Here is a 21,637-nt window from a genome sequence, read left to right as displayed (position 1 = left end):
AGAATACAGGCAGGGTGACCCGCTATCCGGGTGAGTCGTCAGCTTTCGGGCCGCCCAGCGCAGGCCGTTCGCTCTCATCCTTCAAACCAACCCCTGTGAGCCCCAGCCGCCGCGCCTGCGTCAGCAGGTAGTGCAGCTTGCTGGCCGCCGCATCCAACCTCAGCCCTTCGGGCCGCACGTTGGAGATGCAGTTGCGCTCCGCATCCCGCCGTCCCACCCGTGGACTGTGCGTGACATAGATCCCCAGGCTGTCTGGCGAGCTCAGGCCTGGACGTTCGCCGATCAGCATCACCACGAAACGAGCGCCCAGCATCGCGCCGATGTCGTCCCCCAGCGCCACGCGGGCCTGCGTGGCGATGAGAACCGGGCCGATGGCCCACCCCTGCAGGCGCGGCATCATGTGCGCCAGCAGCGGCACGGCCTGCCGGTCCGCCGCCGTGGCGGAGAGCCCGTCCGCGATGACAAACAGCAACTCCGGCGCTGGCTGCGTCACCAGCGCTGCCAAATGCTGGCGGCTCGGCTCAGAAAGCGTTCGGCCGAGGTCGGGCCTTCGCAGATACACCGCCCGGTCTTCGGCCGCGCTGTGCACCTCCACGACCTGATGGCCCTGGCCGGCCAGCCCCTGCCGGATAGCCGGTACGTCCAGCGGGTGGTGCACGGCGTCACGGGCCTGCGCGTGCGCCAGGTTGAAGGCCAGCCATGGTGCTGTCGGCAACGCATGGCCCGTCCTGCCCAGTGCAATGCGGGCATTGGTGAACTGCCGCCAGGCGCTCCATGGGTCAGGCTCCGCCACAGGCTGCAGAGGTGGGCCGTCACGCGTCTGTGCCGGTGTCGGTGTCGGTGCGGGTGCCGTCATGCCGCGCCCGCCCAGTCACGGGCATCCGCCAGCAAGGGTTGGGACAGCGCCGCCTGGCGTAGCCCACCCCGCGCGTCCGTCACGCCCATGCGCTGCAGCCACGCCTCGAACTCTGGCGCCCGTTGGAGCCCCAGCACCTCCCGCGCATACAAGGCGTCATGGAAGGAGGTACTTTGATAGTTCAGCATCACATCGTCCGCGCCGGGCACACCCATGATGAAGTTGACCCCCGCCACGCCCAGCAGGGTCAGCAGCGTGTCCATGTCGTCCTGGTCCGCTTCCGCATGGTTGGTGTAGCAGATGTCGCAGCCCATGGGCACGCCCAGCAGCTTGCCGCAGCAATGGTCTTCCAGGCCGGCGCGGATGATCTGCTTGCCGTCGTAGAGGTATTCCGGCCCGATGAATCCCACCACCGTGTTGACCAGGAACGGATCGAAATGCCGGGCCACCGCATAGGCCCGCACTTCGCAGGTCTGCTGATCCACGCCGTGGTGGGCGTCGGCCGACAGGGCGCTGCCCTGTCCCGTCTCGAAGTACATCAGCTGCTGCCCCACGGTGCCGCGCTGCAGTGAGCGCCCGGCCTGGTGCGCCTCCTCCAGCAAGGCCAGCGAGATGCCGAACCCGGCATTCGCTGCCTCCGTCCCCGCAATGGACTGGAACACCAGGTCCACCGGCGCCCCCTGCTCGATGGCTGCCAGCGTCGTGGTCACATGGGTGAGCACGCAGGACTGCGTCGGGATGTCGTGGCGCTGGCGCAATTCATCGACCAGCCGCAGCAAGTCGCCGATGGCGTGGGGATGGTCGGAGGCCGGATTGATGCCGATCAGGGCATCTCCGCAGCCATACATCAGGCCGTCCAGCATGGACGCAGCGATGCCCCGGGGGTCGTCGGTGGCGTGATTGGGCTGCAGGCGCACGCCAAGGTGGCCGGGCAGGCCCATGGTGTTGCGAAAGCGCGTGATCACCGGGCGCTTGCGCGCCACCGCGATGAGGTCCTGGTTGCGCAGCAGCTTGGACACGGCCGCCACCATCTCCGGTGTCAGGCCCGGCGTGATGCGCATCAGGGTGGCGGTGTCCGTGCTCTGGTGCAGCAGCCAGTCGCGGAACTCGCCCACGGTGAGGTGGCCGATCTCCGCGAAGGCCGAGGTGTCGTGGGTGTCCAGAATCAGCCGGGTGACTTCGTCGCGCTCATAGGGAATCAGCGTCTCCGTCAGGAAGCGGCGCAGCGGCACGTCCGCCAGCGCCAGGCGCGCGGCCACGCGCTCTTCCTCGCTGGTGGCGGCGATGCCAGCCAACTGGTCGCCGGAGCGCAGCGGTCCGGCCTTGGCCAGCAGCGCCTTCAGATCCGCAAAGCGATGGGTGCGGTGGCGGATCGTATGGGCGTAGCTCATGGGCGCGGTTATACGCGGCAGCCCTGGCGGCGTCATCAGGGAGGTCGAGGGCTGTCGCGCGCCGGTGTTTGGACGCCCGGAGCGGCTGCCCCAAACCAGGGCGTGCGGTTGCCGCGCATCAGGTCTTCCCAACGGGAGAGGCCCGCATCCGCATTCCCGTCAGGCAAGCCCGCGAAAACCCGCGCCTGCCGCGCAAAGGTCGCGTGCCCGCAACGCTGACCGATCGCCCCACGGGCAGTGGGTGAGTCCGTCTGCCACGACAATGGCACCCATGCGCGCCCTGATCGAACTGCTGATCCAGCATGATTTCCTGCTCATCTTCCTGGTGACATTGGCGGCGCGCATCGGCGCTCCGCTACCGGCGGCCCCGTTGCTGGTCGTGGCCGGTGGCCTCGCTGCCGCGGACCGGCTCTCCGGCCCCAGCCTGGTGGTCTCGGCCGTTTTGGCCAACGTCCTGGGGGACGCCGTCTGGTTCATTGCCGGCCGCATGCATGGCCATCGGGTGCTGCGGCTGCTGTGCCGGGTGTCGCTCTCCCCGGACGTCTGCGTGCGCCAGAGCGAAAGCCTCATCGCGCGCTGGGGCGGCAGCTCATTGCTGGCTGCCAAGTTTCTGCCCGGCATCTCCGTGGTGGCTGCGCCCATGGCGGGCGCGCTGGGCATGGGCTGGCGCCGTTTCATTGCCTATGACGCGGTTGCGGGCCTGGTCTGGACCCTTTGTTTCCTCGGCCTCGGCCTGGTGTTCAGCAACCAGATCCAGGATGTGCTGGACACCCTGGCCAACGCTGGCAAGTGGGCCCTGATCACCATTGCGGTGCTGCTGGCCGCCGTGGTGGCCTGGCGCTGGTGGCGGCGCCACACCACCGCCCGCCTGCAAGGCGAGGTGGAGCGCATCAGCGTGGAAGACGCTGCCGCGCTGCTGGACCAGGACATGGCGCCGGTCTTCATCGACGTGCGCAGCGACACCGGCCGCGAGGCGGACCCCCGCACCTTGCCGGGCGCGTTGAACATTCCCCTGGCCAAGCTGGCCGCGCAGGCCGATCAGTTGCCGGACGATCGGCTGCTGGTGCTGTATTGCAACTGCCCCAACGAGATCTCCGCCGTGACGGGCGCGCGCCAGTTGCTGGATCGCGGCCACGCGCGCGTGCTGGCGCTGGAAGGCGGCCTGGATGCCTGGGAGGTGGTGCAGCGCCGCCGCACTGCCGTGGCGCCGCCCACCACCGAATCACTGGCCTGATGCCGCTGCCCGTACCGGGCACCTGCCTCACGTCCCCCATTTCAAGGATGAGCGCGCAGCCTGGGCTGGCCCGGCGCTTGCATACTTCCTGGCATGCAGTGCATGCCTACCATCCTGGATCTGGAGGCGTCCGGCTTCGGCCGGGGCAGCTACCCCATCGAGATCGGCTTTGTGGAAGGGCGCGGCATGCCGTTCTGCTCCCTGATCCAGCCCGCGCCGGACTGGGAACACTGGGACGCCGAGGCCGAAGCCCTGCATGGCATCTCCCGCGAGCTGCTGCTGCGCCACGGCCGGCCGCGTGAGTGGATTGCCGAGGAGATGAACCGCCGCCTGGCCGGGCAGACCGTCTACACCGACAGCTGGGCCTTTGACTACAGCTGGCTGGCCAAGCTCTATGACAGCGTGGACATGCCGCAGCGTTTCAAGCTCGACGACCTGCGCCGCTTGCTGAACGAAGATGAAGCGCGCCGCTTCGGCGACGTGAAGCAGCAGGTGCGGGACGAGGCCCACCTGCGGCGGCACCGTGCCAGCGCGGACGCCAAGCTCCTGCAGATGACGTTGATGAGGATCAAGCAGCCGGCTTGATGGACGGCGGATCGGCCGGTGCACCCGAGGGATCGTGGGGCTGCGAAGGGGCGTCCGGATCCAGGTCTGCGGCGCAGACGCTTCCCTGCGCGCGACCCCGCCCGGCGCGCTTGGCGTGATAGAGCTGGGCATCCGCCTGCGCCACCAGTGCCGGCAGCTCCACCTGCCGTGCCCATTGAACACAGAAGCCCACGCTGGTGCCGATGTGCAGTTCCAGCGCGCCGATGCGAAACGGCATCGAGAGTGTGTGCACCAGTTTCTCCGCCACCACCTGCGCGTCGTCCGGCTTGGCCACATGGTGCAGGAACACGCCGAACTCGTCGCCCCCCAGGCGTGTCACCAGGTCCTGCGGACGCAGGGCATGGCGCAGGCGTCCGGCCACCGCCTTCAGCAGCGCATCCCCCACCGGGTGGCCGTACTGGTCGTTGACCGGCTTGAAGCGGTCCAGGTCCAGGTAGAGCAGGGCCACCAGTTCGCCGCGGTCGCGGGCGCGCTGCAGGGCCGTCTGGATGCTGGCCGCGAAACCGGCCCGGTTGAGCAGCTCCGTCAACGGGTCGGTGTTGGAGGCCTTGAGCAGCCGGATCTGTTCTTCCTTGTTGTCGGTCACGTCGCGGCCGACGCCATAGGCGCCGATGGGTGAGCCGCCTGCTTCGCCCAGCAGGGGGGCGTAGCTGAGTTCCAGGTAGCGTGGCTCGGTGCGGTCGTCCGGATCCTCGTCGCGCCACTCCACCACGCTGGCCTCTCCCGCCAGCGCGCGCTGGATCAAGGGCTGGGTCACGGCATAGAGCTTGTCGCCCAGGAGCTGATGGGCGGTTTGCCCCTCCCAGGCGCGCGGCGCAATGTGCAGGCGCTGCTCCAGGGTCTTGTTGCAGAACAGCACCCGCTCTTCCGTGTCCACCGCCAGCATTTCCACGGCCGCGCTGTGCGCCACGGCACTCATCACCGCCTGGATGCGCTCGCGCTCCCGCGCCATCGCGAGTTCCGTGGTTACATCCAGGACGGTGCCGGCGTAGGCCACGACCCGGCCATTCACCCGCATCGGACGGGTGCGCACCGCGAGCACCATCTCGGTGCCATCGGGGCGCTGCATGCGCCGCATCCGGTCCATGGATTCGCCTTCCCGAACGCGCTGCATCCAGTCCTCGCGTACCTGCGCCCGTTCATCTTCCGGCATGCGCTCCAGCCAGCCCCAGGCCAGGTCGGCGCGGTCAACCTCCAGAAGCTGCAGGTAAGTCTCGTTGGCGTAGACGGTGCGGCCGTCCAGGTCGGCCCGGAACAGGCCCATGGGCGAGGCGTCGGCGGTGGCCTGGCGTTCTGCCTCGGCCAGGCGGGCCTGCTGCTGAAGCCGGGTCAGCCAGGCCATCAGGCCCACGGCAATCACGCTCACCATCAGCGAGAACGCCAGCACCACCCGGCGCTGTACCAGGTAGGCGCTCAGGATCCGGTCCTCCTCCAGCGAGACAAAGACCCGCAGCGGGTAGTCCTGCAGGGAGTGGTAGGAGACGATGCGGCCCTTGCCGTCCAGCGACGCGTCGCCGGTTTCGAACTCGCCGACCGCAGGAGCGCTGGGCGGCAGCTTGCGGTCCGGCCGGCCGGTGACGACGTTGCTCCCCACCAGGCCCGGGACCTCGGGCAGGCGGGCCAGCGCGACGCCATCGTCGCGCTCCAGGAAGATGGCCATACCCTGGCGTTGCAGCCGGGCGCGGTAGAGCCGCAGCAGCCCCTCCAGGTCGATGAAGGCAACGACGGTATCGAACACGCCGTTGTCCCCGCTCAACCGGGTGGCGAGCGGCAGCACCGCACGGCCGCCCGGGCGCAGGCTCAGCGGCGCGCCCACCACGACGCTGGGGGCACCCGGTGCGTGCAGTTCGTCCAGGAAGCTCTTGGGCGCCAGCTTGGCAAAGGGCTCGTGGCCGGAGGGGATGCGCCACAGGCGGCCATCGGTATTGGCCAGCATCACGTCGGTCAGGCCGCGGGAGCTTTCACGCAGGGTGTCGGCCAGCAGGCTGACGGTGGCGTCCTGGCCTTGGTCGGTGGTCCGGCGCGTGAGCAGCATCAGGTCCAGCGTGCGCAGATTGCCTTCGGCCTCGCGCAGCAGCGCATCGGTCTCGCCAGCGGCGCTTTCGGCCGTGCTGTGCAGGTCGTCCTGCACGTCCTTGATGAGCGAGCGCGGATAGATGACGGAGAACCAGGCCACCAGCGACCAAAGCACCACCAGCACCAGGCCCAGCGACAAGAACGGGCCCAGCACCAGCAGGCGCCTCATCCGCAAGGGCGCCAGCGGGGAGCGGCTGTAGGGAGGGGAGCGCATTGCCGTGATTGTCGTCGTGCGTCGTACGGTGGCAAACGCTCAACAGCGGGGGAGGGTTCGGGGGCGCCTGTTCATGGCCGCTCAGGTCCGCCCGGGGCTGCCGACCTTGATGGCCGCCACTTCGGCAGGCGTGGCTGCTTCCATGGCGGCGAGGGCGGCCAGGCAGGGGAGGCAGAGGCACTGGTCGGGATACTGGGCGCTCAACTGCGCCTTCAGCGACTCCGACAGGCGCAGACCGAAGCAGGCACAGTGCCCGTCGTTGACGCCGCAACGGAAGCCACCACCGCAGCGCGGGCAGGCGGTGTTGTCCAGGCTCATGTCAGCCAAAGGTCTTCCCCAGTTGCTCGCGCAGCACGTTCTTCTGCACCTTGCCCATCGCGTTTCGTGGCAGCGCCTCCTGCACAAAGACGTGCTTGGGCACCTTGAAATTGGCGATGCGATCCTTCAGCGCAGCGATCAGCACCTCGCCCTTCAGCGCTGCGCCGGGGCGCGGCACCACCACGGCGACCACACCCTCGCCGAAGTCGGGGTGCGGTACACCCACCACGGCGGATTCCGCCACCCCCGGCAGGTCGTTCAACCAGCCCTCGACCTCCGCCGGATAGACGTTGAAGCCGCCGGAGATGATCAGGTCCTTGCTGCGCCCGACGATGGTCACATAGCCCTTGGCATCGGCTCGCCCGACATCACCGGTCTTGAACCAGCCGTCCGGGGTGAATTCCTCGCGTGTCTTTTCCGGCATGCGCCAGTAGCCGCCGAAGACGTTGGGGCCTCTCACCTGGATGTGGCCGATGTCGTCCGGGCCGCAGGCGCCGCCCTGGTCGTCCACCACGCGCAGCCCCACGCCCGGCAGTGGCCGGCCCACCGTGCCACCCACGCGGTCACCGTCTTCGGGCTCATACGGGTTGGAGGTGAGCATCACCGTCTCGCTCATGCCGTAGCGCTCCAGGATGGTGTGGCCGGTGCGCTGCTGCCAGGCCTGGAAGGTGTCGATCAGCAGCGGCGCGGAGCCACTGATGAACAGCCGCATCCGGGCGCAGGTCTCGCGGGTCAGCGCGCCTTGCTCCAGCAGGCGCACGTACAGCGTGGGCACGCCCATGAACATCGTGGCGCCCGGCAGGCGGGCCACCACGGCGGCCGGGTCGAAGCGGTTGAACCACAGCATCCGCGCGCCGGCCAGCAACGCGCCGTGCGAAGCGACGAACAAGCCGTGCACATGGAAGATGGGCAGGGCGTGGATCAGCACATCCTGGCTGCTCCAGCCCCAGTACTGGTGCAGCACCTGCGCGTTGGACAGCAGGTTGGCATGGCTGAGCATGGCGCCCTTGCTGCGCCCGGTGGTGCCGCTGGTGTAGAGGATGGCGGCCAGGTCGTCGGGCTGGCGCGGCACGGTCTCGAACACATCGCTGTGCTGCTGCGCACGGTCCAGCAGGGTGCCGCTGCGGTCGTCATTCAGACTGAAGACCCAGGGCACGCCGGACTGGAAAGCCAGTTTGCTGACCCAGCCGAAATTCTTGCCAGCGCACACCACCACCGCCGGCTCGGCATTGCCGATGAAGTACGCCAACTCGGCTGCCTGGTAGGCGTTGTTGAGCGGCAGGTACACATGGCCGGCGCGCAGAACCGCCAGGTACAGCATCAGCGCCTCGACGCTCTTGTCCACCTGCACGGCAATGCGGCTGGCCGGCGGCAGGTCCAGCGAGGCCAGCAGGTTGGCCATCATGGCGGTGGCGCGGTCCAGGTCGCGCCAGCTGTAGTGCTGGCCGGCATCCGGGCCGTCCGCGCATTCGATGGCCCAGGCGTCCAGGTCCGCCGGGAAGGCGGCCCGCAGGGCGGCGAACAGGTTGCCGCCCGTGGGGGGCGCCGGGGTGCCGGAAGTAGAGGCGGAAGTAGAGGCAGAAGAAGTGCTCATGACCTGCATTGTCCTCAGTCCAGCTTGGCGCCGCTGCTCTTGACCACCTCGGCCCAACGGACGATCTCGCTGTGAACGAATTTACCGAAGGCATCTCCGTACAGGTTGGGCGTCTCCGTGCCCAGGCCATTCCAGGAGGCGCGCAGTTCCTCGGTGGCAAAGGCCTTCTTCAGTTCGGCCTGCATGCCGGCGATGGCTTCCTTGGGCGTGCCCTTGGGTGCCCACAGCCCATACCAAGTGGACACCTGGTAGTTGGGAATGCCGGCTTCCGGGGCGGACGGAATGTCGGGGAAGCCGGGGGCCCGCTTGGCGGCCCCCACGGCCAGCGCCTTGATGCGGCCGCTCTTGATGTGTGTGGCGGAGGAAGCCAGGCCGTCGAACATCAGGTCGACCTGGCCGGCGATCAGGTCCTGCAGCGCCGGCCCGGCGCCCCGGTAGGGAATGTGGGTGATGAAGGTCTTGGTCTGCAGCTTGAACAGCTCACCCGCCAGGTGGTGCGAGGTGCCATTGCCTGCCGAACCGTAGTTGAGCTTGCCGGGGTTCTTGCGCAGCAGCTCCAGCAAGGCCGGTACATCGCGGGCGGGCACCTTGCCCGGGTTCACGACGATCACCTGCGGCACGCTGGAGATCAGGCCCACCGGCACAAAATCTTCCTCCAGCCGGTATTCCAGCTTTGGGTACATGGCCGGGGCGATGGCGTGGTGAACCGCGCCCATGAAGAAGGTGTAGCCGTCCGGCGCCGCCTTGGCCGCGAGCGTGGCCCCCACCGTGCCGCCGGCGCCACCCTTGTTGTCGATGATGAACTGCCGGCCGCTCTGGCGGGTGAGCTGGGCACACAGCGGACGGGCGAAGGTGTCGGTGCCGCCGCCAGCAGGGAAGGGCACCAGCCAGGTCACCGGCTTGTTCGGCCAGCCGCCGTCGGCGTGTGCCAGGCCCGGCCAGCCGGCGGTGCCGGCGAGCAGCCCCAACGAAGTGCCGGCGGCCTGCTGCAGCACGCGGCGGCGCGATCGGGCTTGGTCTTCAGTCATGAATCTTGTCTCCGTCTTGGTATGGAAAGCGCCTCTTCGGACGCTGGAAGGTCAGTGGAACACGAGGTGGCCGGAGCCGGGGTTGACCAGCGCGCGGCGCCTACAGGCAGGCGCCGACCGCGCGGGAAAAGGCGATCTCGCCGCGGGTGAAGTCCTCATGGTGGGATTCGATGCGGTCGAGGTCGTACAGGTAGTTCACCATCAGGCCGTGGGATTGCTTCATGCCCTTGGCCGAGCGGTCGGCCGAGACATTGAGGCGCTCCAGGCGGGCGCCGTTGTCCAGGTGGAAACGGGCCACCGGATCCCCGCCCGGCAACGGTGTCTGGCCCACCAGGTAGGCCGCAGCCAGATGGCGCAAGTCGGCCTGCAGGGCCTCGTTGGCCAGTGCGGTGGGGCTGGTCAGTTCCGCACTGCTGTGCTGCCGGACCCGCGTCAGCGCCTCGCTGGCGCGTTCGATCTGGGGCTTCTTCAATCCGCTGAGCCCGCCGAGGTCCGGTGCCCCGTGCAGCCATGCCGCCAATCCGGGGATGGGGGAGAGGGTGCAGAAGCGCTTGAGCTTGGGCAACTCGCGCTGGAGGTGCTCGGCCACATGCTTGATGAGGAAGTTGCCCAGCGAGACGCCGCGAAGGCCGGGCTCGCAGTTGCTGATGGAATAGAACACGGCGCAGCGGTAGCTGTTGGGCGGCATCGGCTCCGTGCGTTTCTCGATCAGCGGCGCGATCGCGTCCGGCATCTCCGGCAGCAGCGCCACCTCGACAAAGATCAGCGGCTCCTGCGGCAGCTGCGGGTGGAAGAAGGCAAACAGGCGGCGGTCCGGCAGCAGGCGGCGGCGCAGGTCGTCCCAGCCGTCAATGGCGTGCACGGCCTCGTGGTGGATGATCTGTTCCAGCAGGTGGGCCGGGGAGTGCCAGTCCACCTGGCGCATCTCCAGGAAGCCGGGGTTGAACCAGGAGGAGAGCAGGTGCAGCAGGTCCGCATCGACCATGCGCCAGGAGGGGTGCGTCTTCAGCCCGTCCAGCAACCGTCGCCGCATGCGCACCAGCAGCCCGGTGCCACCGGGCGCGCGGTTGATGCGGCGGAACAGCTCCTGGCGCGGCGGCTCGCTGACCTGGGTGAGGGCGAGCAGGGCGTCGGCATCCGGCCGGGTGGCGTAGTCCTGGGCGGCTGTGAGTACGGCGGCCGGGTCGGGGTTGAACTCGGCGGCCAACCGGTCGAACACTTCCGGCCAGGCGTCGGCGGGCAGTTCTCGCATGCGGGTGATGAGCGTCCGCGCCTGGCCCAGGCTGTTGGCCTGGCCGCGCTCGGACAGCAGTTGCCGTGCCGCCACCAGCAATTGGCGTGCAGCTCGTGAGGAAGTCCAGGATCCAACCATAGGCGCGTTTTATAGAGCGATTCACGCCCCCTGTACCTGCTCCCTAACCCGCAGTCCGTTCGGCCCCGGCGCTGCTACATTGGGTTGGACAAGGGAAGCGCTGCGGAGCTTCTCCAGCCGCCCGGCACGAGGCGGCGGGCCTGGCGCCCCACAAGGAGACACCATGAACGAGATGCCCAGGGATGGGAAGGCTTTGCCGTCGCTGGCGGACCGGTTGGCCCGCCTGCAGGCCGAACTGGACGAGACACGCCGGCAACTGGCGGTGGCGCAGCGGCAGCACCGGCGGCCTGAGCATCGCATCATCGATTTTGTCGGCAGCAGCCCGGCGGCCCAGGAGGTCAAGCGGCAGGCGCGCCGCGTGGCCCAGGCGGACGCCACGGTGCTGCTGCTGGGCGAGGCCGGCACAGGCAAGGCACTGCTGGCCCAGGCCATCCACGCGGCCTCCCGGCGTGCCGCAAGGCCGCTGGTGACCCTGGACATCGCTGCGGTGCCGCGCGCGTTGCTGGAGGTTGAGCTGTTCGGTGTAGCCGGCGACGGCGACATGAGTGACGGTGCGGCGCCCGGCGGGTCTGGTGCGGCCGGACTGGGTGTTTCCGGAACGGGTGTGTTGGGGCTGGGTGGCTACAGCGACCCGGCCCGGCCTTGGGGCAAGTTCGGGCTCGCCGAGGGCGGCACGCTGTTTCTGAATGAAATCGGCGACCTGTCCCTGCCATTGCAGGCCAAGCTGTTGCGGGTGCTGCAGGCGCAGGAGGTGGCGCCACTGGGCGGCGAGCCGCAGAAGGTGGATGTGCGGGTGATCGCCGCCACCACGCGTGATCTGGCGGCCATGGTGCAGCGCGGGGAGTTTCGCGCCGACCTCTATTACGGGCTGCATGTGCTGCCCATCCGCGTGCCCGCCCTGCGGGACCGGGTCGAGGACATCGAACCGCTGGCGGAAGTGCTGCTGGAGGAGCTGTCGCGGCGCGGCGGGCTGCCCACCAAACCCCTGGGGGCCTCCGCACTGGCGGCGCTTCAGCGGCGGCCCTGGCCCGGGAATGTCAGGGAACTGCGCGATGTGCTGGAACAAGCGTTTCTGGCCGGCACCAACAGCCCGGTGTTGATGGCGGGCGATCTGGGCGGGACATCGGCGGGCATGTCGGGCGGCGAGTCCTCTGGCATATCGAGCGGCCTATCGGATGGCCTGTCTGGTGGCCAATCTGGGGGCATCTCGGGCGACGCGTCCGTGGCTCCATTGGGGGCCTCGTCCGGCGGTGTCCCGTCAACCGAACGGGCGATGCCGACCTTTGCCGTCACACTGCCCGCGTTTGCCGCCCGCAGCCCGTCCACCACCAGCAGCGAGTCAGGCCCGGAGGAGTCACTGCCGTTGCCCACCTTGTCGGTTCGGAAAGCGCAACTGGAGCGTGAAGCGATTGCCAATGCCTTGCGCCGCACCAATGGCAACCGGGTGGCGGCTGCGCGGCTGTTGGCCATCTCCCGGGCGACGCTGTACGAAAAGCTGGCGCGCTGGCCGGAGCTGGGACGCCGCCACAATTGATTGCCAGGGCCATCGAAGCGCCGTCACTGGCCACCGGCGAAGCATTGCCGCTGTGCGACGCTGAAGTGGGTCGGACTGGACGAGACCCGGGTTGAGCCGTAGATTGCCAACGCATGGGAACCCGCCTGAACACCCGCCAGCCCACCTCGCGCTACCTGCGCTGCGAGGACCGCGAGATCCACTTCATGGATTGGGGCGACCCGGCCGCCCCACCCGTCATCGCCTGGCATGGCCTGGCCCGGACGGGGCGGGACATGGACGACCTGGCCGCCCGGTTGTGCAGCCGTTACCGGGTCATCTGCCCGGACACCCTGGGCCGTGGGCTCTCCCAATGGAGCCCGGACCCTGACGCCGAATATCACCTGGCCTTCTACGTGAAGCTCGCCACGGCGCTGGTGGATCAACTGGCGCTGCCCACCTTCCACTGGGTGGGCACCTCCATGGGCGGTGCCATCGGCCTGCTGGCGGCCGCGACCTCGCTGCGCGGTCGCCTGCGCCGGCTGGTGCTGAACGATATCGGCCCCGAGATTGCCGCGACCGCTGTGCAACGCATCCGCGCCTACGCGGGCAAGCCGCCGGCCTTTGCCACCCTCACCGAGCTGGAGGCGTATTTCCGTCAGATCTACCAGCCCTATGGCTGGCTGAGTGACGCGCAATGGCGCCGTCTAGCGGAAAGCTCGCACCGCCGCCTGCCGGACGGCCGGCTGACGCCGCATTACGACCCCGCCATGGTCCGGCAGTTCGACGTCTTTCCGCAGGACTACGACCGGTGGGCCGAGTGGGATTCGCTGACGCTGCCGGTGTTGTGCCTGCGGGGTGAGCAATCCGATCTTCTGCTGCCGCAGACCGCGCAGGCCATGCAGGCGCGCGGGCCGAAGGCGGAGGTGGTGACCATTCCGGGCTGCGGCCATGCCCCGGCGCTCAACGTGCCGGAACATTGGACCCTCATCGAGCGCTTTCTTGCGGGCTGAGCGCTCCCAAGGTGGGGCCTGGACGCGGGGGCCTGGCAGCCTCACGAGGCCCGCGGGCCCGGTGTCCCGGTCTCTAAGGGCCGGCGCCAGGGGACCGGCAGGCCTCAGTCGTTCAGTTGAGGCAGGTCCAGCCAGCGCGCCAAGCGGCGGCGCAGCGTCAGGAAGTCCAGCGGCTTGGTGAGGTGTTCATCCATGCCGGCCTTGAGGCTGTCCGCCACATCGCTGTCCAGCGCATGCGCGGTCAGGGCCAGGATGGGGAAGCGGGGCAGGCGGCCCTGGGCTTGCTGTTCGCGCAGGCGGCGCGCGCATTCCAGTCCGTCCATGCCCGGCATCTGGATGTCCATCAGCACCAGGCTGGGGGCGGCGCGCTCACACAGGTCCAGCGCTTCCTGACCGTTGCGGGCCAACTCGGTCTTCAGTCCCATCAGCGCCAGGAACTCCAGCGCCACCACCTGGTTGATCGGATTGTCTTCCACCAGCAACACAAAACTCTCGCCGGGCTCGGGCCGTTGGCCTGAACTGCTGCCATCCGGGGTGGTCTCAACGGCGGACTTCGGCGAAGCGGACGCGTCAGACGACATCAAGACCAGGGTGGTCTCGGGAAAGTGATGGCCGTCTTGTCTATCCATGTCGTGCTGCCCCGGTCGTCGGTAACTTGGTCGGGGACTTGGGGTAATCCCTGATCTATAGCGCCAGCGGTCATGACTTATTCCACTGAAACGCCCTGGCCCCATTGTTGCCCCAGCTTCACCAGAGTAGCAAGTACGCCGTCGTCCATCCTTGCCGGGCCTTGACAAGCGTAACCAGTCCCACGTGTGCGCTTCGCTGGTTCGCAAATGCTTACCAAATCAATCTTGAAGGATGTCGCGGGCGTCGTCCTCGGGGCGGTACGTGGATCGAAGGTCCGACTTGACCAAGGTCATCACTGCTGCTGTCAGTTCCTGTCAGTACCCCTCCCTAGAATGTTCTGCCTCTGCCCTAACCGAGTCTGCTACCCGCATGTCCGACGCTGATATCCGTATCCGGGGTGCCCGCCAACACAACCTCAAGAACCTCGACCTGGACCTCCGGACGGGGGAACTGACCGTGGTGACCGGGCCCAGTGGATCGGGCAAGTCCAGTCTGGTGTTTGACACGCTGTATGCCGAAGGGCAGCGCCGCTACGTGGAGACCTTCTCCGCCTATGCCCGCCAGTTCCTGGACCGCATGGACCGCCCGGCCGTGGACAAGGTGGAGGGGGTGCCGCCCGCCATCGCCATCGACCAGACCAATCCGGTCCGCACCAGCCGTTCCACCGTCGGGACCATGACGGAGCTGAACGACCACCTGAAGCTCCTGTTTGCGCGCGGTGCCGAGCTGTTTGACCGCGACACCGCGCTGCCGGTGCGCCACGACACACCGCAGACCATCTATGCCGACCTGCTTGAGCGGACCAGGCAGGAAGACCCCCGCCTGGTGCTGACCTTCCCGGTGGAGCTGCCGGAAGCGGTTAGCCCGGAGGAAGTGCAGCAGTGGCTTTCCGCCTCCGGTTTCACGCGTGTGCAATCTGAACGCGTGCGGGATGGCCGCAAGGTGCTGGACGTGGTGGCCGACCGGTTCCGCGCCCAGGGCGTGGAGCAGGCCCGCGCCATGGAGGCCATCGAGCTCAGCCTCAAACGCGGCAGTGGCCGCATGGCGGTGTATGTGATCCCGGCGGAAGAGGGTGCGGAGCCGGTGCTGTGGCGCTACTCCACCGGGCTGCACTGCCCGGAGAGCGACATCCGTTATGCCGACCCGCAGCCCGCGCTGTTCTCCTTCAATTCCGCCATGGGCGCGTGCGACAGCTGCCGCGGCTTTGGCCGTGTCATCGGCGTGGACCTGGGCCTGGTCATTCCGGATGAGCGCAAGACCTTGCGCGGCGGCGCCATCAAGCCCATGCAGACGCCGGCCTGGAAGGAATGCCAGGACGACCTGCTGAAATACGCTGGGGAGGCCGGCATCCCGCGCGATACCGCCTGGAACCAGATGACCCAGTCCCAACGCGACTGGGTGATTGAAGGCAGCCCCAACTGGAACGGCAACTGGAACAAGCAGTGGTACGGCGTGCGCCGGTTCTTCGACTATCTGGAGAGCAAGGCCTACAAGATGCACATCCGTGTGCTGCTGAGCAAGTACCGCAGCTACACGGAATGCCCCACCTGCCGCGGCGCTCGCCTCAAGACCGAGGCCATGCTGTGGCGCATTGGCTCCAAGCCGCTGGCCGACGCCGCGCTGTCTCCCGACACGTCGGGGGCCACGGTTTATCAGCGCTTCATGCCTGAGGGCGTGCGCTGGACCCGTGAACAGCTGGAGAACCTGCCGGGCTTGTCAGTGCACGACCTGATGCTGCTGCCCCTTCACCGGGTGCGGCAGTTCATGGACGACCTACAGTTGCCCGGCACGATGCTGGATGAAGCGCTCAAGCTGTTGCTGGGCGAGATCCGCAATCGTCTGAAGTATCTGGTGGATGTGGGCATTGGTTACCTGACGCTGGACCGGCAGAGCCGCACGCTCTCCGGCGGCGAAGTGCAGCGCATCAACCTGACCACGGCGTTGGGCACCTCGCTGGTGAACACGCTGTTTGTGCTGGACGAGCCCAGCATCGGCCTGCACCCGCGGGACATGAACCGCATCGTCGAAGCCATGGGCCGCCTGCGTGATGCGGGCAACACCCTGGTGGTGGTGGAGCACGACCCGGCGGTGATGCTGGCGGCCGACCGCCTGATCGACATGGGCCCCGGCCCTGGACAGCAGGGCGGCCAGATCGTCTTTGATGGCACCCCTGACCAGATCCGGTCTGCCGACACACTGACCGGCGCCTACCTGGGCGCCCGCAAGCATGTGGGCATGGGCCTCAAGCGCGTGGTGGACGAGCACACGCCCCGCCTCATCCTCGAGGGTGCCCGCGAGCACAACTTGCGCAACGTGGACGTGGACTTTCCGCTGCAGCGCATGGTGACGGTGACCGGCGTCTCCGGCTCGGGCAAGAGCACGTTGATGCAGGACGTGCTGTACCCGGCGCTGGCCCGCTGGTTTGGCCAGGCCACCGAGACCCCCGGCGCGCACGACCGCCTGCTGGGCGCGGACTGGCTGGCGGATGCCGTGTTTGTGGACCAGTCCCCCATCGGCAAGACCGCGCGCTCCAACCCCGCCAGTTATGTCGGCGTGTTCGACGAGATCCGCAAGCGCTTTGCGGAGGCGCCGCTCTCCAAGGAGCGCAGCTACGGTGCCGGCATGTTCAGTTTCAATGCGGGCGACGGCCGTTGCCCGACCTGCGGTGGCTCCGGCTTCGAACACGTGGAGATGCAGTTCCTGTCGGACGTCTACCTGCGCTGCCCGGACTGCGACGGCAAGCGCTTCCGCGCCGAACTCCTGGAGGTCAAGCTGGAGCGTGCCGGACGGCAGTTCAGCGTGTCCGACGTGCTGGAGCTGACCGTGGCCGAAGCGTTGAGCGTCTTCCGCGATGACCGCGAAGTCGTCAACAAGCTGCAGCCGCTTTCCGATGTGGGCCTGGACTACCTGACCCTCGGCCAGCCGGTGCCTACGCTCTCCGGCGGCGAGGCGCAGCGTCTGAAGCTGGCCGGCTTCCTGGCGGAAGCCGCTTCACGTCCGCGCCAGGCGACCGCCACCAAGGGCACGTTGTTCCTCTTTGACGAGCCAACGACGGGCCTGCACTTCGACGACATCGCCAAGCTGATGCGCGCCATGCGCAAGCTGTTGCAGGCGGGGCATTCGCTGATTCTGATCGAGCACAACCTCGACGTGATCCGTGCGTCGGACTGGGTCATCGACCTCGGGCCCGAAGGCGGAGAAGGCGGCGGCGAGGTGGTGGCCGTGGGCACGCCGGAACATCTCAAGGAGCATCCCACCTCGCACACGGCCAAGGCCTTGCGGGAATACGCCCTGGAAATGGACCGCCCGCCCGTGCCGGTGGCCGCCGAAGGGCGACCGCTGCAGACCTTGGTGCGAGAGCGCCGGCAGGCGGATGAGGTCATCCGCATCGTCAACGCGCGGGAGCACAACCTCAAGTCGGTGGATGTGAGCATCCCCCGTGGCCGCTTCAACGTCATTACCGGGGTCTCCGGCTCCGGCAAGAGCACGCTGGCCTTCGACATCCTGTTCAACGAAGGGCAGCGCCGCTACCTGGAGTCGCTCAACGCCTACGCCCGTTCCATCGTCCAACCGGCGGGCCGACCGGAGGTGGATGCGGTGTGGGGCATTCCGCCCACGGTGGCCATCGAGCAGCGGCTGTCCCGTGGTGGGCGCAAGAGCACCGTGGCGACCACCACCGAGGTGTGGCACTTCCTGCGGCTGCTGTATGTGAAGCTGGGCGTGCAGCATTGCGCCAAGGACGGCACACCCGTGCGTCCGCAAAGCGTGGAGGCCATTGCGGCCCAGTTGATGCGGGACTACAAGGGGCGCCACGTGGGCCTGCTGGCGCCGCTGGTGGTGAGCCGCAAGGGCGTGTACACCGACCTGGCCAAATGGGCCAAGGGCCGGGGGCACACGCACCTGCGCGTGGATGGTGAGTTCCTTTCCACCAGCCCGTGGCCGCGCCTGGACCGCTTCAAGGAGCACACCATCGAGTTGCCCGTGGGCGACATGGTGGTGAGCCCGGAATCCGAAGCCGAGCTGCGTGACCTGCTGGCGAAGGCGCTGGACCAGGGCAAGGGGGTGGTGCATCTGCTGGCACCGCTGGACGGCCTGCATGATGCGATCCGCAATGCCCGGCCCACCACCGGCATCGGTGAGCTGCGGGTGTTCTCCACCAAGCGCGCCTGCCCGACTTGCGGTACCAGCTATCCGGAACTGGACCCGCGCCTGTTCAGCTACAACTCCAAGCATGGCTGGTGCACGACCTGCGTCGGTACCGGCCTGGCGCTGACGCGTGAGCAGCGCAAGGCGTTGGACGACACTCAGCAGGACAAGGACAACCGGGGCCGTGAACAGAGCTTCCCGGCCGAGGAGGCGGAAGTGGAGGGCCTGAGCGACCAGCCCTGCCCGGACTGCTGCGGATCCCGTCTCAACCCGGTGGCGCGGGCCGTGACCTTCGAGGACGAAACCATTGGCACGGTGGCGGGCTGGAGCGTGAACGAGGCGCGTGCGTGGATCGCCGGCCTGGCGCTCACTGGCCGTGATGCCGAGATCGCACGGGATGTGGTCTCCGAGATCCGTGGGCGTCTGGAGTTCCTGGAAGAAGTCGGCCTGGGCTACCTGACGCTGGACCGCGCCGCACCCACCCTGTCGGGCGGCGAAGCCCAGCGCATCCGCCTGGCCGCGCAACTGGGCAGCAACCTGCAGGGGGTCTGCTATGTGCTGGACGAGCCGACCATCGGCCTGCACCCGCGAGACAACCAGATCCTGCTGAAGGCGCTCTCCACGCTGGGGGACAAGGGCAATACGCTGGTGGTGGTGGAGCATGACGAGGACACCATCCGCCGTGCCGACCACATCATCGATATTGGCCCGGGCGCCGGCAAGCGTGGGGGGCAGGTGATTGCGCAAGGGACGGCCGAAGAGCTCGCCCGGCATCCCGACTCATTGACCGGGCGTTTCCTCTCCCACCCCCTGGTGCACCCGTTGCAGCCACGGCGCGAGGTGGACCTGTCTCAAAAGGATCAACCGCGCCTGACGGTGCTCAACGCTTCGTTGCACAACCTGCGCGCGGTGACGGCGCATGTGCCGTTGCATCGCCTGGTGGCCATCACCGGGGTCTCCGGCTCCGGCAAGAGCACGCTGGCGCGTGATGTGCTGCTGGCCAACATGGCGGCGGCTGTTCCGTTGCGCAAGGCGCCGTCGCGCTGGATCGGCTGTGACGGCATCGAGGGCCATCAGCAGGTGGACCGGGTGCTGGAAGTGGACCAGACCCCGATCGGCAAGACGCCGCGCAGTTGCCCGGCCACCTATATCGGCTTCTGGGACGCCATCCGTCGCCTGTTCTCGGAGACGCTGGAAGCCAAGGCGCGGGGCTACGGCCCGGGCCGTTTCAGCTTCAACACCGGTGAGGGCCGCTGCCCGGCCTGCGAAGGTCAGGGCATGCGCACCATTGCCATGAGCTTCCTGCCGGACGTGAAGGTGCTCTGCGACCAGTGCCACGGTCAACGCTTCAACCCCGAGACGTTGGCGGTGAGCTGGCGCGGCAAGAGCATTGGTGAGGTGCTGCAGATGGAGGTGGACGAAGCGGTGGAGTTCTTTGCGCCGATGACCAACATTGCGCACCCGCTGAAACTGCTGCAGGACGTGGGACTGGGCTACCTGACGCTGGGCCAGCCAAGCCCGACCCTGTCAGGTGGGGAAGCGCAGCGGATCAAGCTGGTGTCCGAACTGGTGAAGGTGCGTGATGACGTGACCCGCCGTGGCCAGAAGGCGCCGCACACCTTGTATGTGCTGGACGAGCCGACGGTGGGGCTGCACATGGCCGACGTGGAGAAGCTGATCCGCGTGCTGCACCGCCTGGTGAATGGCGGGCACAGCGTGGTGGTGATCGAGCACGACCTGGATGTGATTGCCGAAGCGGACTGGGTACTGGATCTGGGGCCGGAAGGTGGCTCCGCCGGGGGGCAGGTCGTGGCGCAGGGGCAGCCGGAGGCCTTGGTCAAGCGGGGGACCCATACAGGGCATGCGTTGGCGCCGGTGCTGGCGCGCGGGTGAGGGCGATTGATTGCAGCATCGATGCCGAATTTTTGGCATCGTGCTGTATCGCCTGCGGCTAAGCGGCCATACAGGTTTTGGCGATCCAATGGTCGAAGTGCTTCCGCTCAACTGCGCTGAAGCAGCGATAGGGGAGAGGCAGGGCACCGCGCTTTGTCACCACCAGATAGGCGTTCCCGTAGCGACGGATGGCCGTGATATCGCGCCAGCTCACATGAAGCTGACCCCGGCGGCTGCGGCGGGTGATGCCGTCGGCGCCGACCTCGAACAGACAATCGCCGACGCGCCATTTCTTGAAAAGAAAAATGGGCGGCACCAGGACGACCAGCATGAGGCGGTTGCCAAGCCCGATGGGGTCACTCTTCTTGCCTCGCTCGCGAAGTGCAGTCGGCAAGTGTTCCCTGACCAGTTCCAGATATTCCCGCAAGTGATAGCGGACTGAAATCTGGATGGGGCGTTCCATGTCGGTCCGCGAGCCTGCGGCCGGAGCCGGGTCGAGTGGAGGGTTCATCCCCGGCAGGTGGGGGCCCGTGGCCACTGCTCAATGGAGGGTTTCCCCCATCGACCCGTCAGTGCACACCTTCGACAAACGTCCTGATCGAGCCACAGTTATCGGGTTAGCGCGATGCCGTGAGCGCCAACTGTCATATCAGTAGATCAGTGCGGCTTGCGCCGCTGCCGCTGCTCGAATTCATCACCGTGGTAGACGTTTCCGTCCCACTTCGCGGCGCGCTGTTTGGCGCGGGCAATGGCGTCTCGTGCGGCGTCATGAGCGGCGCGGCGGCGTTCGCGGGAGTTGAAGCGCAGACCCATGCCGGATAGGCGGCTCCCGAATGAACCTGCCGCAGGCCCGAAGCCGCGGCGCAGCCAACCGCGCCAGGCCAGTTGGTAGCGCCTGGGCAGCGCCATGTCCACGGCCAGCAGCACGCAGATCAGAAGACCCAGGGCGGCAAAGACTTTGGTGAGCATGGGGCAGCGCAGGTAGCCGCGCCGCAATGGCGCGTGGATGCGCTGACTATACGCGAGCCCATCTCAATGTCGCGCTTCAATGGTCGCGATGACGGTGCTGATCATCCCCGCGCCGGTCATCTCCCCGACGGTCATCCCAGTTCCGCCGGCCATCGCCACGGCCGTCCCAGTCCCGGCGGTCGCCTCCCCGGTGGTCCCAGTCCCGGCGATCGCCATCGCGCCGATCCCAACCCGCGCGCCCATCCCAGCGCGGCGGGGGCGGTGCCACCACCGGATACCCATGGGGACGGCCATATCCAGGGCCGTATCCATACCCAGGCCCATAGTCAGTCCTGTAAGCCGGCGCGTACCGGCGCGCATACCAATCCTCCTGCACGAAGTACACCGGACGACCACAGGCTCTGTAAAAGCCGCAGTGGCGTGACCAATGCTGATAGTGATCCGGCGGTACGCGCAGGTAGATGGGCGGCGGCGGGGCATAGACCTGCTGCACCAGCACCGGTTCGCTATAGATGACCGACGGCGGCGGGTAACTGCCCCCCAGGTGGATCTGGCCGTAAAAGCCGGGTTGGCCTACGCTGATGGACACCCCCACACCGCCAGCATGGGCAGCGGGCGCCGTCAGGGCGGCCAAGGCCAGGGTCGAAGCAATCAGCAGAGTCTTCATGGTCAGTTCCTTCCGCGAACAGACTTAGGGAAAGCCTGGGTATCTAACGCGCGCTCACCGTTCGCGGTGCACGGCGGCGCGGTAAGCAGGTGTTGCCAGGGTTCCTAGAATCGCCGGTCCCCCGGTGAGCGGGGTTGG

General features: G+C 67.8%; 16 protein-coding genes. 5 read left to right on the top strand and 11 right to left on the bottom strand.

The annotated features are described in order from the left end of the window. Positions 1–22: 22 nt before the first annotated feature. A complete protein-coding gene (gene eutC / locus BMY53_RS06615; protein WP_404947860.1) occupies positions 23–802 on the bottom strand; it encodes an ethanolamine ammonia-lyase subunit EutC in 780 nt (259 codons plus the stop codon). Positions 803–852: 50 nt separating this feature from the next. Further along, positions 853–2,247, bottom strand: a complete 1,395-nt coding sequence (locus BMY53_RS06610) for an ethanolamine ammonia-lyase subunit EutB (protein WP_092944851.1) — start codon at positions 2,245–2,247, stop codon at positions 853–855. A gap of 271 nt (positions 2,248–2,518) precedes the next feature. On the opposite strand from BMY53_RS06610, the gene BMY53_RS06605 reads away from it, so the two are divergent. Together BMY53_RS06605 and BMY53_RS06600 are read left to right on the top strand one after the other, a co-directional pair. After that, positions 2,519–3,481 carry a VTT domain-containing protein gene (locus BMY53_RS06605; protein WP_092945167.1) on the top strand — a complete coding sequence of 321 codons (963 nt, stop codon included), beginning with the start codon at positions 2,519–2,521 and terminating at the stop codon, positions 3,479–3,481. A 102-nt stretch (positions 3,482–3,583) separates the two neighbouring features. After that, the gene (locus tag BMY53_RS06600; RefSeq protein ID WP_255370059.1) at positions 3,584–4,066 is read left to right on the top strand and encodes a 3'-5' exonuclease; all 483 of its coding nucleotides are present in this window, start codon (positions 3,584–3,586) and stop codon (positions 4,064–4,066) included. Here the strand turns inward: BMY53_RS06600 and BMY53_RS06595 are convergent. The 5 genes from BMY53_RS06595 to BMY53_RS06575 all read right to left on the bottom strand — a co-directional run bounded on the left by BMY53_RS06595 (position 4,050) and on the right by BMY53_RS06575 (position 10,689). Further along, positions 4,050–6,377, bottom strand: coding sequence for a diguanylate cyclase domain-containing protein (locus tag BMY53_RS06595; protein WP_092944847.1), 2,328 nt, complete (start codon positions 6,375–6,377; stop codon positions 4,050–4,052). The genes BMY53_RS06600 and BMY53_RS06595 overlap by 17 nt on opposite strands. Positions 6,378–6,458: 81 nt before the next feature. Next, positions 6,459–6,695, bottom strand: a complete 237-nt coding sequence (locus BMY53_RS06590; RefSeq protein ID WP_092944845.1) for a cysteine-rich CWC family protein — start codon at positions 6,693–6,695, stop codon at positions 6,459–6,461. A 1-nt stretch (position 6,696) separates the two neighbouring features. Further along, entirely contained in the window at positions 6,697–8,289 is a 1,593-nt protein-coding gene (locus BMY53_RS06585; RefSeq protein WP_092945166.1) for a malonate--CoA ligase, read from the bottom strand. A gap of 14 nt (positions 8,290–8,303) precedes the next feature. Continuing rightward, positions 8,304–9,317: a Bug family tripartite tricarboxylate transporter substrate binding protein gene (locus BMY53_RS06580; protein ID WP_092944843.1), complete on the bottom strand. Its 1,014-nt coding sequence runs from the start codon at positions 9,315–9,317 to the stop codon at positions 8,304–8,306. A gap of 100 nt (positions 9,318–9,417) precedes the next feature. Next, entirely contained in the window at positions 9,418–10,689 is a 1,272-nt protein-coding gene (locus BMY53_RS06575) for a malonyl-CoA decarboxylase domain-containing protein (protein WP_092944841.1), read from the bottom strand. Between the two features lie 163 nt (positions 10,690–10,852). On the opposite strand from BMY53_RS06575, the gene BMY53_RS26305 reads away from it, so the two are divergent. Together BMY53_RS26305 and BMY53_RS06560 are read left to right on the top strand one after the other, a co-directional pair. After that, positions 10,853–12,223: a sigma 54-interacting transcriptional regulator gene (locus BMY53_RS26305; RefSeq protein WP_255370058.1), complete on the top strand. Its 1,371-nt coding sequence runs from the start codon at positions 10,853–10,855 to the stop codon at positions 12,221–12,223. Positions 12,224–12,336: 113 nt separating this feature from the next. Then, positions 12,337–13,194: an alpha/beta fold hydrolase gene (locus BMY53_RS06560; RefSeq protein ID WP_092944840.1), complete on the top strand. Its 858-nt coding sequence runs from the start codon at positions 12,337–12,339 to the stop codon at positions 13,192–13,194. 104 nt (positions 13,195–13,298) lie between these two features. On the opposite strand, the gene BMY53_RS06555 is transcribed toward BMY53_RS06560, so the two are convergent. Continuing rightward, on the bottom strand, positions 13,299–13,823 hold the full coding sequence (locus tag BMY53_RS06555) for a response regulator (RefSeq protein ID WP_177200763.1): 525 nt from the start codon (positions 13,821–13,823) through the stop codon (positions 13,299–13,301). A gap of 370 nt (positions 13,824–14,193) precedes the next feature. Here BMY53_RS06555 and uvrA point away from each other — a divergent pair, with 370 nt between their 5' ends. Continuing rightward, on the top strand, positions 14,194–19,863 hold the full coding sequence (gene uvrA / locus BMY53_RS06550; protein ID WP_092944836.1) for an excinuclease ABC subunit UvrA: 5,670 nt from the start codon (positions 14,194–14,196) through the stop codon (positions 19,861–19,863). A 58-nt stretch (positions 19,864–19,921) separates the two neighbouring features. Here uvrA and BMY53_RS06545 read toward each other — a convergent pair whose 3' ends face one another. The 3 genes from BMY53_RS06545 to BMY53_RS06535 all read right to left on the bottom strand — a co-directional run bounded on the left by BMY53_RS06545 (position 19,922) and on the right by BMY53_RS06535 (position 21,499). Next, positions 19,922–20,326 (bottom strand): YcxB family protein, encoded by a 405-nt coding sequence (locus BMY53_RS06545; protein WP_177200762.1) that lies wholly within the window; start codon positions 20,324–20,326, stop codon positions 19,922–19,924. A 194-nt stretch (positions 20,327–20,520) separates the two neighbouring features. Continuing rightward, entirely contained in the window at positions 20,521–20,832 is a 312-nt protein-coding gene (locus BMY53_RS06540) for a hypothetical protein (RefSeq protein WP_143073962.1), read from the bottom strand. A gap of 76 nt (positions 20,833–20,908) precedes the next feature. Continuing rightward, on the bottom strand, positions 20,909–21,499 hold the full coding sequence (locus BMY53_RS06535; protein WP_092944830.1) for a hypothetical protein: 591 nt from the start codon (positions 21,497–21,499) through the stop codon (positions 20,909–20,911). Positions 21,500–21,637: the final 138 nt, after the last annotated feature.

The organism is Roseateles sp. YR242 (assembly GCF_900109745.1).
Taxonomy (GTDB): domain Bacteria; phylum Pseudomonadota; class Gammaproteobacteria; order Burkholderiales; family Burkholderiaceae_C; genus Roseateles.
Note: the sequence above shows the minus strand (reverse complement) of the source record. Positions and strands in the feature narration are given on the sequence as shown.